This is a genomic window from Serratia sp. 2723 (genome assembly GCF_050434425.1).
Lineage (GTDB): Bacteria > Pseudomonadota > Gammaproteobacteria > Enterobacterales > Enterobacteriaceae > Chania.
In genome coordinates, this window is the sequence record NZ_JBNDIN010000007.1 from 230,910 (window position 1) to 245,433 (window position 14,524).

The following is a 14,524-nucleotide window of genomic DNA, read 5'->3' on the forward strand; positions in this document are numbered from 1 at the left end:
GCCCGTTCACACGATTCCTCTGTAGTTCAGTCGGTAGAACGGCGGACTGTTAATCCGTATGTCACTGGTTCGAGTCCAGTCAGAGGAGCCAATTTAAGGGAAGCAGACGTTTACTGACGTCTGCTTTCTGCATTTCTATCAATTGATTATCCCTTTCAGTCGTTCACCCTCGTTCACTAAAAACCACTCAAAGCCACAGCATTTTGCTGGTAACAATGTAGGTAATGGTAGTTCGACTGCGTTTTTACCAACAAACGGGGGATGTCGTTATGCCGCTTACTGATACTAAAGTAAAAAATGCCAAGCCCCTTGATGAAGGAATACAAACCGACCAATGGCTTTGGTATATTCCTTCGTGTTCACCCCCAACGGCTCTAAATACTGGCAGATGGCCTACCGCCTCGTCGACGGTAGAGAGGAAGGGTATTTTGTTTCAGGAGCTCCAACTATTGGAAAGGATTTATTGAAGAAATTAAATATGGGCATACTCAGTTGCTGAACGATAAAAAAAGTGAATAATAAATTATATTTAATCGCATAAACTATCAGTTATTACAATAGCCTTTTAAAACGATAAACTCGAAGACCTCTTTAACCCTGAGAGAACCCTGCCATCAGCAAGGCTCTCTTCAACTGAGAACTCGGATTTTTATGGCCAAGTTTCTTTCCCATCTTTATATACATCACGATTGTAACATTCAAACTTACTAAATCTGCATGCTTCATTGAGATATTTTAGCGACATAGTGCGGCTTTTTTCAACGCCTTCTCCTCTATGATACATCAAGGAGATCATTGCAAACGCACTGGCTTTAACCGATGCCAAATTATCTTTAGCAGCAGTATTAAAAAGGACCATTGCTTTATCGTAGTGACGACTAAGATCTTCATCACGAGCGACCCACAAAATAGCATAAGGATTGCCTTCAGCAGCAAGTTTTATGATGTTATCTTTATAAATAGGATTGAATGTATCGAGATACTTATTGTTATTGATATTAACTAATCCCTCATAAGCTTCTCTGAATCCGAGGGTTACTGCTTTTTCATAATAATGGTAAGCTTTATCGGGATCACTTTTTTCAAGCATAGTCCCTAATAAATATAATGCGGGAGCATAGTCCTGTTCTGCTGACTGTTTTATCAGTTTCAGTGCCTCTTTTTCATTTTTTTCAAGTCCCATACCGCTCAGATATGCATAACCAAGATAGAGCTGTGCGGATGGATCACCAGAGGACGCCCCCTGTTTAAGAGAAGGGATTGCTATTTTAAGTAGTTCATTTGCGCGCGCTTTGTCCTTTCTGACTGAATATTTAGCCAAGCCCTCATCGACGTACATATACATATTGGCAAGATAATAGTTTGACAACGCGTTGCCTGATTTTTGAAAGAACTCGGCTGCCTTTAAGTCATTAACATCGACACCATCTCCGGTATAAAATCTATATCCTTCCTTGAAGTTTTCCTCATCAGCCATCATTGCTGCATGACTAAAACCAGGTGCAATAAAAAGCATAAAAAATATAATATTTAGAATCCTTCGCAAAATACCCCCTCCATGAATGAATTGCTGACTGAATGACAGTGGTTTATTATATATCATTGACATAAACAATGATACTACACTTATTCCGATATTTACTTAAGTTAGATAAAAGGTAAGATTTATTGAACTATTTCATTATAATAACATCGTTAAGATTATTTTATTAACCCCAAAATTTATTTTTTACAACCCTATAAAATTACATTCATGAAAACTCAACAAGTTTAACAGATACATTAATAAAACATTGCACCCACACTATTATTCAGTCCTAATGTGGCCAAATATTATTAGTGGAGCACGTAATATTTTTATGGTATTATTATATCAGTTTATATTGAATCGCATCCCAATAGATGCAAGATAATTTTAACATAAACAAATGTGGACTTCGATAAATGGACAGATCATTATTGGTTTTTTATTGCATATGGGGAATTGCTCTGCTTTATCTTGGTGTCAAGCTTGTAAAAGATAAAAACAAATGGCATGGCATAGGATTAATTTTATCAGTCATTATAAGTTTAGTCTTCGCATCTTCGTTTTCATCCTTATCTACGGGAATGTGGTTTTTGTTGGTGATAGTATCTACATTTGTTATTTTATTTTTATCGGCATTCATAATAACCATACTAAAGCACCACTCAATGGCCAGATACGTCCATGGTAGAGTCAATCAACTAAAGAATAGCTCTCCTGCTGACATGGTGGAGTATCTCGTTGAAGATAATAAAAAGCAGTGGTATGTTTTATATTTACCTTTGGATGGCTCAATCGAAATTGGCGTTAATTTATTTGGTAAAGCCCCTGTAGTTGGAGAGAAGATTTATATTAAAACTTTAACAGGTCGTCACATGCACTTCATTCCCAAGTATATTCTCAAGGAGATAGATTTAAAGTCAAATATCATTTGTATCCTTCAAAATTTTTATTATATCGACCATCAGACAAAAAAATTAGTTGATGATTACATTTTAAGAATTAAAACCGGTCACAAGGAACCCTGGCTTCTGAATAAAGAGATTAATGAAAAATAATCAATCAATTTTCTAAGGTCTACACCCATTTTGTTGTCAGGTGTAGACCGGATACTAATATTTACACTCTCCTCCTGAAAACAATATTACCAGAGAATATCACCTTACCAATCACCCAAATCGACCAAAAAACATCCACCCGCCGTAAACAGCCCTCCCCCCAGTATCCCCATGGGGTAAAACCACGTCTTATACCGATTTCTAATGTAAATATTGCGTAGTAATGCAATCAATAACTCAACGCAAGAGTGAATAATATTTATGCAATTTCAGCCAATGTACATCAATTGGCTAACCAAGAGCCTCACGCCTAACCCCTCAGAACCCGTCGCCGGATCACACCCTCAACATTTAACATGAAAAGTACAATTTTTTACCTGAATGTTACATTCCTTTAAAACAACCTTCCCCCATACTCATCCCACGCCCACCCCTACCGAGGGAACCAACTGATGAAAACTAGCAACCCGATGCTGGAAAAATTACTGCCCATTCTGCCACTTATCGCTGCCAACGCCGCACAGGCGGAAAGCGAACGAAAAGTACCGGATGAGAATATCCGTTTGTTAAAAAGCATAGGTATGCACCGGGTGTTCCAACCGAAAAAATTCGGCGGCCTGGAAATCTCCCTGCCAGAATTCACCGACTGCGTCGCCGCACTGGCCGGAGCCTGCGGCGGAACGGCGTGGGCTTTCAGCCTGCTATGCACCCATAGCCATCAGATAGCGATGTTTTCACCCAAACTGCAACAAGAGATCTGGGGAGATAATCCAGACGCCACCGCCAGCAGTAGTATTGCCCCGTTTGGCCGTATTGAGGAAGCCGAGGGCGGCGTTTATCTGAGCGGCGAAATGGGCTGGAGCAGCGGTTGTGACCATGCCGAATGGGCGATTGTCGGCTTTCGCCGCAAAAACGCCGAAGGCGAACTGCTCTACAGCTTTGGCGTGATCCCACGTAGCGATTACGAAATTCGTGATGACTGGTTTGCGGTTGGCATGCGCGGCAGCGGTTCCAAAACGCTGGTCATAAAAAATGCCTTCGTGCCGAACCACCGTATTGAAGCCGCTCAGGATATGATGCACGGACGCTCTGCGGGTTTCGGCCTCTACCCAGACAGTAATATCTTCTACGCGCCCTATCGCCCTTATTTTGCCTGCGGTTTTGCCGCCATCAGCCTTGGCGTAGCGGAGCGTATGCTGGTCGCCTTTAAAGAAAAAACCCAAAACCGCGTGCGAGCCTATACCGGAGCCAGCGTGGGGACGGCCACCCCAGCGCTGATGCGTCTGGCGGAGTCCACCCATCAGGTTGCTGCCGCTCGCGCCTTTTTGGAAAAAACCTGGCAGGAACATGCCGAACACGGCCGCCGGCATCAATATCCTTCTCACCAAACGTTGACGTTCTGGCGCACCAACCAGGCCTACGCGGTCAAAATGTGCATCGAATCGGTTGATCGTTTATTCAGCGCCGCAGGGGCAACCAGCTGGATGGAGAGCAATGAGATCCAGCGCCTATTCCGCGACGCTCATATGACCGGGGCACACGCCTATACCGATTACGATGTCTGTGCACAGATATTAGGCCGCGAGTTGATGGGGTTAGAACCCGATCCGACGATGGTATAACGAGCAGGAGTTCCTATTGAATGACACATCACACAGAACCAGCCCTGGATCCCCGCGCATTCAGGCGTGCGCTGGGCAACTTCGCTACCGGGGTGACGGTAGTGACAGCAGCAACAGCAGATGGCACCCGCGTGGGAGTCACGGCCAACAGTTTTAACTCGGTATCACTGGATCCGCCGTTGGTATTGTGGAGCATTGATAAACGCTCCGGCAGCTACGCGATCTTTGAGCAAGCCAGCCACTTCGCCATTAATGTGCTGGCCGCCGATCAGATGGATATCTCCAATCGTTTCGCCCGCCCCAGCGAGGATAAATTTGCCGGGATTGAGGTGGAGGTCGGCGCGGGTGACGTGCCTTTGCTTACCGACTGTGCCGCACGCTTTCAGTGTGAGAAGTATCAGCAGGTTGACGGCGGTGACCACTGGATCCTGATTGGTAAAGTGGTAGCGTTTGACGATCTGGGCCGCGCACCACTGGTGTATCACCAGGGATCCTATTCCATGGTGCTGCCTTACCCGCAGGTGGCAGAGCGCGTTGCACAGAACGCAGTGGGCAGCGCCAGGCAGGAACGCTTGAATAACAACGTCTTCTATTTGCTCACCCAGGCGCTACGCAGCTATCAAAGCAGCTACCAGCCCAAGCAACTCTCCACCGGGTTGCGGGCCAGCGAGGCCAGAATGCTGCTGGTGTTGGACAGCGATGCCTGCCTTGATAAGGCTTGCCTGCTGGCAGAAATGGCGATGCCAACCAGAGAAATCGAAGAGGCGCAGGAAGCGCTGTACCGTAAAGGTCTGGTGTCCAGCACCGATAATGGCCATCACTTGACCGAGGCAGGAGAACGCCAGGCCAGCGTGCTGAGAGATATTGCTGCCAAACAGCAAGAGCAGGTCCTGTCCGCCTTCACGGCAGACGAAGTGGGCATTTTGAAGAAGCTGTTGCGCGGTATTATTGCCAATAGCCAGTGAGTTTGCTCGGTAAACCTCATGCGCATTGTCGGCAACGGCAATGCGCATGAAAACCTCCCCACCGCATCCTACCTACTCATGCAGCCGGGAACCTATTCGCGCTACAGACATCCGCTGCCCTACCCAACCTAACGCCGCGCAGACGGCCATCACCAGCGTCATGGCAAACGGCGTATCATCCTGTAACCAGGACACCGCCAGGCTTGCCAATGCCCCCATGCCAAACTGCAATGAGATCGCCAGGGCGCTGGCACTTCCAGCCTGTTGGCCACGCTGTTGCAGCAGTAACGACAGGCTATTGGTGCCAATAGCATTCACCAGTGACATAAACAGCACCACCAGAATCACCAGGATGGACAGGCTCTGCTGATGGAACACCAGCAGCAACAGGCCGAACAGCACCTGGGCACTGCTTTGTATCATCAATAAACGCGGCAGGCTGTAGACCTTCAGCATCCGCACGTTCAGCAGCAGCACGGCAATCATGCCAATGACGTTGCAGCCAAACAGCAACCCGTAATACTGGGCGGGCACCTGAAAATAGCTGATGTAGACAAAGGGAGAACCGCTGATAAAGGCAAACATGCCCGCGAAGGAAAACGCCAGGGTAGCAATAATGCCCATCGCTTCTCTGTCCCGGACCAACAGGCAATAGTTGTGAAACGCCTTCAGGATGCTGCCGGGCTGCCCTGGCGAAGTCTTTAACGTCTCCGGCAGTACCCAGAACACCAATAACCCGCTGATACAGCCCACCACCGCCAACAGCATGAAGATGGCTTGCCAGTTGAAGACCGTCAGCAAAGCTCCGCCCAACAGCGGTGCCAACAGCGGCGCAATCATGGTAACCAGCGTCATTAGCGATAAGACTCTGGGCAGCTCATCCGAGGCATAAACATCCCTGACGATGGCGCGCGCCATCACCACGGCGGCCCCGCTGCCAAACGCCTGTAACGCACGCAGCACCACCAGTTGCTCAACCTGAGTGACTTGCGTACATAGCACGCTGGCAATCACGAACAGCAGCATGCCGCTCAACAGCAGCTTTCGCCTGCCTAGCCGATCGCTAAGCGGTCCATATAGCAGCATGCCGATGCAAAAACCGGCGAAAAATGCTCCCAATGAGTGCTGCATCTGCCCCTGTGTGGCATGTAGTTGCTGCCCCATTGCGGGTAACGCAGGAAGATACATATCAATCGACAGCGGGCCAAAAGCCACCAGCGATCCCAATAGCGGGATCAGCCAGCGTGGCGGTCGGTTAGCAAAGGCAGATGGCATAGCGGCTCCTTTATCATCAATAACGCCTCAGCGGCTGTGGACGTGAGTCTTGGTGATTATTTGTTAATATATTAACCATCATCTTATGAAATGGACACATTTTAAGACATCAATTTTGATTGTTATGGCAATAATGGATTTTATTAATAGATTAATGGTATTGATGCGCAGAGGGCTGTTAATACTGGGGAAGGTGTATTTCAAGCGGGAACCCAAAGTTCCCGCAGAGGTGGCTTTTGCCGGGTTGCCTTACATCGCATCCAGCTTCGCGATAGCATCACTCGGCAGTTGGAGTTGGTCTACGGCGAGATTCTCTTTCAGATGGATCAGGGAAGATGTCCCTGGGATTAGCAGAATGTTTGCTGAACGCTGCAGCAACCAGGCAAGAGCCACCTGCATAGGCGAGGCCCCCACCTGCTGCGCAACTTCTGACAACGTCGTAGACTGCAACGGCGTGAATCCACCCAGCGGGAAGAACGGCACGTAGGCAATCCCCTTGCCAGCCAGTTCGTCGATCAGCGCGTCGTCAGCTCGGTGTGCCAGGTTGTAATTATTCTGTACGCAGACAATTTCACAAATCTTCTGCCCTTGCGCAACCTGAGCCGAGGTGACATTGCTCAGGCCGATATGGCGTACCAGCCCCTGCTGTTGTAGCTCGGCTAATACGGAGAGCGGCTCTTCAAGCGACCCTTCTGCCGGGTGGTGCGCATCAAACATGCAGCGCAGATTGACCACATCGAGCACGTCCAACCCCAGATTACGCAGATTGTCATGCACGGCCTGGATCAGCTCCGCCGGAGAAAACGCAGGCAACCATGCGCCTTGCTCATCGCGGCGAGCGCCGATCTTGGTGACAATGACCAGATCGTCGGCATAAGGGTGCAGCGCCTGGCGAATGATTTGATTGGTGTAATGCGGACCATAAAAATCGCTGGTATCGATATGGTTGACCCCGCTGGCAATCACTTCACGCAGTACCGCGATGGCCGCTTCAGGATCCTTCGGCGGACCGAAAACCCCCGGCCCGGCGAGCTGCATGGCACCATAGCCTAGCCGCTTGACGGTATGCGTGCCGAGCGTAAAAGTACCTGACAGATGAGTGCTGGACATAATCAAACTCCTAATAAGATGGCGCAAAGTTCAGACGCTGCTGTTACCGATGATAGGCAAACAATATATACCCGTAGCCTGGCAAGCTACAGCGCTCAAACCGATGCACAATTGATTTAGGGCTGAATCATCGGGCCAGTTGATTAAATAACAAACCCATAGTGAGAACCATCCGGCAGCTCTATATCCAGACGCAGTTTGCCCCCTGCGGCCTCAAAGTAGCTCAGGGAAGTACGGCGAGTTTTGCACTTGGGCAGGAAAGGCGTGGATTGGACAAATTAACTTGGCTTAAAAATGTAACCCATTGATTACAAAAGGGCGCAGCATACTACGCCCCTACAAGGTGTTTGCCCGAGCTATCAGGCCCGATGGTGCTGGAAGCGTTCGCTGCGGTAGAAACTCAATACACACCAGCCGAGGGCGATCAGGGCCAGCGGCGCACCGACGAAGCCAATGTTTGGCATTCCCAGATGCAGGCTGACCTGGTTGCCCAGCAACGCCCCACCGCCGATACCAAAGTTATACAACCCGGAGAAGATCGCCATCGAGACATCGGTCGCATCCGGTGCCAAACTTAGCACTTTCGCCTGCATTGAAAGACCAATCGCCATGATGGCCATGCCCCAAACCACACATAGCAACGTCAGAGTCGTTTCATTACCGGAGGCGGGCAACAGCAATAACAGGCTGAGGGCCAGCATACCAATTGCCCCCATGAAGAAACCCGACGGGAAACGTTCGCTGTAGCGGCTGAACAGCAGGCTGCCGACAATACCCGCAGCGCCAAACAGCAGCAGCATCAAGGTGGTAAAATTGGCGGATAATCCGGCCACGGTCTGGATAAAGGGCTCGATGTAGCTGTAAGCAGTAAAGTGCGCCGTCACCACGATGATGGTCAACATATACAGGCTGACCAGCTCCGGGCGTTTGAACAGCAGGGGAACGCTGGCCAGTGAACCGGAATGCTCGCTTTTCAGCACCGGCAGCAAGCGCCACAGCATCACCAACGCCAGGGTGGCGCACACGGCGATGCCAATAAACGTCATCCGCCAGCCCAGCAGTTGCCCTACCACTCGCCCTAACGGTAAGCCCAGCACCATCGCCAGCGCGGTTCCCCCCGCCAGCATGCTAAGCGCCTGTGCCTTCTTGCCTGCGGGTGCGACACGAATGGCCAATGACGCAGTGATCGACCAGAACACCGAGTGCGCCAGCGCCACACCGGCACGCGAGATCACCAAGGTGGTAAAGTTCCAGGCCACCGCAGTAAGCACATGGCTGGCAATAAACAGGATAAATACCCCGATCAGCAGCTTACGCCGCTCAATCTTGCTGGTCAGCAACATACAGACCAGCGACATCGTGGCAACGATCCAGGCATAAATGGTGATGATCAGCCCCACCTGCTCGGTTTGCATCTCAAAACTTTGGGCAATATCGCTCAATAACCCGACCGGGATAAATTCGGTGGTATTAAAGATAAATGCCGAAATGGCCAAGACGACCACGCGCATCCAGGCGGTCGAGCGGGAAGTGCTGATTTCATCCATTGTAAGGTGTTCCGGAACAGGGGCTGGCAGTAGCGCCATTTTAACCAACCTGCAACTAAAACGCGATCTACATCACATTTTTATAGCGCTGTTTTTTCAACCATAGTCGCCCCTCACCCCAACTCTCCCAAAGGGAGAGGGCGCTTAACGTGCCACCAATTAACTCCTGAGCCTGACCGCTGTGCCGGAACAACCCTCTCTCCTTTCCGAGACGCTTGTTTTTATACGCCGCCCAAATAAGCCTTTCTCACCTCCTGATTGCTCAGAAGCTCCGCGCCGCTGCCGCTCAGGCGGATTTGCCCATTGACCATCACATAGCCCCGGTCGGACAGCTTCAACGCGTGATTGGCGTTTTGCTCCACCAGGAAAATCGTCATGCCGCCGTTAGCCAGCTCCCGCAGGATGCTGAAGATCTGTTTGACGATGATCGGTGCCAGCCCCAGACTCGGCTCATCCAGCAACAGCAGCTTTGGCCGACTCATCAGCGCGCGGGCTATTGCCAGCATTTGCTGCTCGCCACCGGACATGGTCATCGCCCGCTGGTTACGCCGCTCTTTCAGGCGCGGAAACAGTTCATACATCCGTTGCATATCTTCAGCGGCATAGCGGCTGCCGAGGGTGATGGTGCCCATCAGCAGATTTTCCTCTACGCTCATGTCGGGGAAAATCCGCCGCCCTTCCGGGGCCTGCGCGATCCCACTGCTGGCCACAAAATGCGTTGACCGCTGACTGATATCCGTGCCCTGAAACAGGATCTGCCCACCGCTGATGCGGGGTTGGCCGAAGATTGACATCAGCAAGGTGGATTTCCCCGCCCCGTTGGCCCCGATCAACGCCACGGTTTCCCCTTGCCTGACCTGCAACGAAACCTGTTGCAACGCCTGGATCGGACCGTAATGCACATCCACCTCGCGAAATTCCAGCATCATCTCGCTCATCCCGCCAGCTCCTCTTCGTCTGCGCCCAGATAAGCGGCGATCACGCTGTCATTGTGTTGGATTTCGTGCGGCGTTCCCTCGGCGATCACATTGCCGTGATCCAGCACAATCACTCGGTCGGAAATCTCCATCACCATTCCCATATCATGTTCGATCAGCAACACCGTAATATCATGATGCTGGCGCAGAAAGCGGATGATCCTGCTCAGGGTCGCGGTTTCCACCGGGTTCAGCCCGGCGGCAGGTTCGTCCAGGCAGATCATTTCCGGGGTGGTACACATCGCGCGGGCAATCTCCAGCCGCCGCTGCTGACCATAAGACATCTCCCCCGCCAGCCGGTTGGCGCAGTCCACCAACTCGACCACCTCCAGCCAGTAAAATGCGCGATCCAGCGCATCATTCTCTGCCCGGCGATAGGCAGGCGTATTGAGCACGCCAGCAATCAGGTTGCGGTTACTCAAACGGTGTTGCGCCACCAGCAGGTTCTCCACCACCGACATCTCACGGAACAGGCGGATATTCTGGAAGGTGCGAGCCAGCCCGGCACGGTTCACCAAGTGAGTGCCACCAAACATTTTGTAGTACAGGCGCGACCCCAGCTGCACGGGGTTAATCCAATCTCCTGCGCGGAATTTCTGCCCGAGGATACGGATCACATCAATGGGTCGTTTGTGGGTATTGAGCAGGATCGCCCCGCCGCTGGCACGGTAAAAACCCGTCAGGCAGTTGAACACCGTGGTTTTCCCTGCGCCGTTCGGGCCGATCAACGCAGTGATCGACCCACGTTCCACTTCCAGATTCACATCGTTCAGCGCTTTGATGCCGCCGAAGTGCATCATCAAATGTTCAACGCGCAAAATGGCATCGCTCATGGTGCTACCCCCTTGCGTGGCGTAAAGCTGCTACGGCTGATACGCACCAGGCCACGTGGCCGCCAGATCATCATCAACACCATCAACACGCCAAACAGCAATACTCGATATTCGGCAAAGCTGCGCAGCAGTTCCGGAGCCACCGTCAGCACAAAAGCGGCCAGCACGACGCCGATAGTCGATCCCATTCCCCCCAACACCACGATCGCCAGGATCAGCGCCGATTCAAAAAAGGTGAATGAGGTAGGATTGACGAACCCTTGATAGGTAGCGAAGAACACCCCGGCAATCCCCGCGGTAGAAGCCCCCATCATAAACGCCGAGAGTTTGACCAGCACATGATTCAACCCGAGTGAACGGCAGGCGATTTCATCTTCGCGCAGCGCTTCCCACGCCCGCCCTATCGGCATCCGCGTCAGCCGATGTTTGACGAACAGCACCAGCAACACCACCAGGCACAATACCGCGTAGATGAAGATAAACTTCAGGTTGGGGTTATAGGTAATACCGAGAAACTCGTGGATTGGAACTCCCCCTTCCTTGGCCCGACGGCCAAACTCCAGGCCGAACAGCGTGGGAGCAGGAACCGAAACGCCGTTTGGCCCGCCGGTCAACGACACCCAGTTATTCAGCACCAGGCGGATAATCTCACCAAAGCCCAGCGTCACAATCGCCAGATAGTCACCGTGCATACGCAGCACCGGGAACCCCAGCAACGCACCGGCTAACGCCGCCATTAACGCTCCTAACGGCAGCATCGCCCAAAAGCCCAGGCCCAAATACTGATAGCCCAGCGCCAGGCCGTAGGCACCAATGGCATAAAACGCCACGTAACCCAGATCGAGCAGCCCGGCCAGCCCCACCACAATGTTCAATCCCAGCCCTAACAACACATAAATCAGGCCGAGGATCGCCACGGTCAGCAGGTATTTGGTTGCCATAAACGGGAACAACAGTGCCAACACCGCCAGCAGAGGCAAGATCCAACGCAGGCTCGTTCCAGCTCCGACTGGCCGAACATAAACACCGTCATTGCCACCCTCAAAACGCGCCGACACCCTGCTCCCCAACGGCGTTTGCAAAAACAGGCTGAGCAACAAGCGCCCCGCCATCACTACCGCAATGATCACCACCAGGCGGCGTGGCTCAAAGTTGAAACTGTAGCCGTCCAGCACGATGCCGACGATCGGGCCAAACACAATCAGCGCGATCAGGCCCGCGAGAACGGCATCCAACAGGCTGCGTTTAATACTCAGCCCTTGATGAACTGTGGATTGAGACATAGTTTCCCTCACACCTTAGCGACCATTGGCCGCCCCAGCAGGCCCTGAGGGCGGAAAATCAGGATCACCACCAGCAGACCGAATGAAAACACATCCTTGTAATCCGAGTTCACCATACCGGCGAACTGTGCCTCTGCAACTCCAAGCAACAGACCTCCGAGCATCGCGCCTGGCAATGAGCCAATACCCCCCAGCACCGCTGCGGTGAAAGCTTTGACGCCGATAATAAAGCCCACGTAAAAATCGAAGGTGCCGTAGTTCATGGTGACCAGCACCCCCGCCAGCCCGGCCATCGCCGCGCCGATCACAAACACCAGCGAGATCACCCGGTCGGTATTGATGCCGAGTATCGATGCCATCTTGCGATCCTGTTGCGTAGCCCGGCAGATACGCCCCAGACGCGTACGTTGGATCACGTAGGTAAGCACCGCCATGCCCAATAGCGCGGCCACCAGAATAAATACCTTGGTGTAGGTGATCTGGATCACTCCGCCATCAAAATTGAGCCGAAAAACGCCGTCCAGCAGCGTGGGGATCCCCTGCTGACGCGGCCCTTGGCTGATCTGCGCATAGTTTTGCAGGATCAACGACATACCGATGGCAGAAATCAGCGGAGCCAGACGCGTAGAGTTGCGCAGCGGTTTATAAGCAATACGTTCGATCACCCAACCATAAACACCAGTGACCACGATGGTGAAAACCAGGGTGCCCAGGATCAACAGCGGGAAAGAGTGCAGACCAAAGAAAGAGAGCAGTGCCAGGCCAATCGCACACAGATAGGCAGAAATCATATACACCTCGCCGTGGGCGAAGTTGATCATGCCAATAATGCCGTACACCATGGTGTAGCCGATGGCGATCAGGCCGTACACCGCGCCAAGGGTCAGGCCGTTAATCAGCTGTTGCAGGAAGAATACATCCATAATAAGCAATCTCACCTGATGGACGGGCCGCAAGTTCAGCACCACGCGGCCCAAAGGAGGTTAAGGAACGGATCCGCCATACGCACGGATCCGTTGATCTTTACATCAGAGCTGGTGATATTTGCCTTTGTCATCCCATTGGTAGACCACGTAGTCTGATACCTTCAGGTCACCTTTTTTATCCCAGGCTTTTTTCCCCATCACGGTATCCACATCGTGAGACTTCAGCCATTCGCTGGCTTTGGCACTGTCTTTACCGCCAGTGGCATTGAACGCGGCGGCGATGGCCTGGATCGATGCGTAGGAGTACAGCGTGTACCCTTCTGGCTCAAATCCGCTGGCGCGGAACTTGGCAATCACCGCTTTCCCCTCAGGGATCTGACGCGGATCGTTACCGAAGGTCATCAGCACGCCGGTGGTGTACTGCGGCCCACCGGCCGCCGTCACCAGTTCTTCGGTAACAACACAGTCGCCGGAGAAGAATTTGGCTTTCACCCCTTGCTCACGCATCTGGCGCACCAGCGGACCCGCCTCTGGATGGCAGCCGCCGAAGTACACCACGTCTGGATTAACCGAGGCGATCTTGGTCACCAGGGCGTTAAAGTCTTTCTCACCGCGCGACAGCCCTTCGTACATCACTTCCTTCACGCCACGTTTGTTCATCTCTGCCTTGGCGGCATCTGCCAGCCCCTGGCCGTAGGTGTCCTTATCATGAATGACGGCAATCTTTTTCGCCTTCAGGGTATCCAGCATGTAGTTGGTGGCGATGACCCCTTGCTGATCGTCGCGGCCACACATGCGGAACATGTTATTCATGCCACGTTCGGTGATTTGCGGGTTGGTGGAGCCGGGTGTGATGGCAATAATCCCGGCTTCGTCATACACCTCCGAAGCGGGCATGGTGGAAGACGAGCAGAAGTGTCCGACCACGGCAGCGACGTGATCCTGATCGACCAGGCGGTTGGCTACCGAGACTGCCTGCTTGGGTTCACAAGCATCATCGCCTTGCACCAGCTTGATTTTTTCCCCTTTAATCCCCCCGGCCGCATTGATGTCTGCGACAGCCTGCGAGGCCCCACGCCAGTATTGATCCCCATAGGTGGCATTGGGGCCGGAGAATGGCCCGGCAACGCCAATCACGATATCGGCATGTGCAGAAAAAGCCGTACTAAAACAACCAATAAGCAGAGCAGCAAGCGGGGTTTTTAGCAATTTCAATGACATTTTGCATTCCTCAGCACTGTTTTGGCGAAACACCGTAGACCCGGCCAGTTGCAAATTGCAGCCAATAACGGCGGCAGTTGCAGGACGACGGGTAAATGACGTGGAGCAGTCACTTTATGTGTAGTCGGGGAAAATAATTTGCGCGAGAGCGCAACCGATTTACCCGCGTTTAACCAAGCAAA

Annotated in this window: 12 protein-coding genes, 1 tRNA gene and 2 pseudogenes; 5 read left to right on the forward strand and 10 right to left on the reverse strand. The window is 52.1% G+C overall.

The genetic code is table 11. The features are described 5' to 3' along the window. The first annotated feature begins 15 nt into the window (after positions 1-15). Together ABIE29_RS13355 and ABIE29_RS13360 are read left to right on the forward strand one after the other, a co-directional pair. A tRNA-Asn gene (locus tag ABIE29_RS13355) sits at positions 16-91 on the forward strand. 178 nt (positions 92-269) lie between these two features. After that, positions 270-451: pseudogene (locus tag ABIE29_RS13360) on the forward strand (Arm DNA-binding domain-containing protein); the annotation flags it as partial. Between the two features lie 198 nt (positions 452-649). Here ABIE29_RS13360 and ABIE29_RS13365 read toward each other — a convergent pair. Further along, a complete protein-coding gene (locus ABIE29_RS13365; protein WP_429619253.1) occupies positions 650-1,546 on the reverse strand; it encodes a tetratricopeptide repeat protein in 897 nt (298 codons plus the stop codon). A 398-nt stretch (positions 1,547-1,944) separates the two neighbouring features. Between ABIE29_RS13365 and ABIE29_RS13370 the strand changes: the two genes are divergently transcribed. From ABIE29_RS13370 to ABIE29_RS13380, 3 genes are all read left to right on the forward strand, one after another. Next, a complete protein-coding gene (locus ABIE29_RS13370) occupies positions 1,945-2,583 on the forward strand; it encodes a hypothetical protein (RefSeq protein WP_429619254.1) in 639 nt (212 codons plus the stop codon). Positions 2,584-3,035: 452 nt separating this feature from the next. Then, positions 3,036-4,205, forward strand: a complete 1,170-nt coding sequence (locus ABIE29_RS13375; protein WP_429619255.1) for a p-hydroxyphenylacetate 3-hydroxylase oxygenase component — start codon at positions 3,036-3,038, stop codon at positions 4,203-4,205. 20 nt (positions 4,206-4,225) lie between these two features. Continuing rightward, the gene (locus tag ABIE29_RS13380; protein ID WP_429619256.1) at positions 4,226-5,170 is read left to right on the forward strand and encodes a p-hydroxyphenylacetate 3-hydroxylase reductase component; all 945 of its coding nucleotides are present in this window, start codon (positions 4,226-4,228) and stop codon (positions 5,168-5,170) included. 72 nt (positions 5,171-5,242) lie between these two features. Here the strand turns inward: ABIE29_RS13380 and ABIE29_RS13385 are convergent, their stop codons facing one another. The 9 genes and pseudogenes from ABIE29_RS13385 to ABIE29_RS13425 form a co-directional block, all read right to left on the reverse strand. After that, on the reverse strand, positions 5,243-6,445 hold the full coding sequence (locus ABIE29_RS13385; protein WP_429619257.1) for a Bcr/CflA family multidrug efflux MFS transporter: 1,203 nt from the start codon (positions 6,443-6,445) through the stop codon (positions 5,243-5,245). A 249-nt stretch (positions 6,446-6,694) separates the two neighbouring features. Beyond that, complete coding sequence (locus ABIE29_RS13390; RefSeq protein WP_429619258.1) at positions 6,695-7,555, reverse strand: aldo/keto reductase family oxidoreductase; 861 nt, start codon at positions 7,553-7,555, stop codon at positions 6,695-6,697. Positions 7,556-7,698: 143 nt separating this feature from the next. Further along, positions 7,699-7,776, reverse strand: a pseudogene (locus ABIE29_RS13395) (transcriptional regulator); the annotation flags it as partial. 138 nt (positions 7,777-7,914) lie between these two features. Then, the gene (locus ABIE29_RS13400; protein WP_429619259.1) at positions 7,915-9,102 is read right to left on the reverse strand and encodes a sugar transporter; all 1,188 of its coding nucleotides are present in this window, start codon (positions 9,100-9,102) and stop codon (positions 7,915-7,917) included. A 221-nt stretch (positions 9,103-9,323) separates the two neighbouring features. Further along, positions 9,324-10,040: an ABC transporter ATP-binding protein gene (locus ABIE29_RS13405; RefSeq protein ID WP_429619260.1), complete on the reverse strand. Its 717-nt coding sequence runs from the start codon at positions 10,038-10,040 to the stop codon at positions 9,324-9,326. Beyond that, the gene (locus ABIE29_RS13410) at positions 10,037-10,912 is read right to left on the reverse strand and encodes an ABC transporter ATP-binding protein (protein WP_429619261.1); all 876 of its coding nucleotides are present in this window, start codon (positions 10,910-10,912) and stop codon (positions 10,037-10,039) included. The genes ABIE29_RS13405 and ABIE29_RS13410 overlap by 4 nt, the downstream gene beginning before the upstream one ends. Continuing rightward, positions 10,909-12,195, reverse strand: a complete 1,287-nt coding sequence (livM, locus tag ABIE29_RS13415) for a high-affinity branched-chain amino acid ABC transporter permease LivM (protein WP_429619262.1) — start codon at positions 12,193-12,195, stop codon at positions 10,909-10,911. Before livM ends, ABIE29_RS13410 begins: the two co-directional genes overlap by 4 nt. Before the next feature lie 8 nt (positions 12,196-12,203). After that, entirely contained in the window at positions 12,204-13,118 is a 915-nt protein-coding gene (locus ABIE29_RS13420) for an ABC transporter permease subunit (protein WP_021180268.1), read from the reverse strand. 105 nt (positions 13,119-13,223) lie between these two features. Further along, entirely contained in the window at positions 13,224-14,342 is a 1,119-nt protein-coding gene (locus ABIE29_RS13425; RefSeq protein WP_429619263.1) for a branched-chain amino acid ABC transporter substrate-binding protein, read from the reverse strand. Between the last annotated feature and the right edge of the window lie 182 nt (positions 14,343-14,524).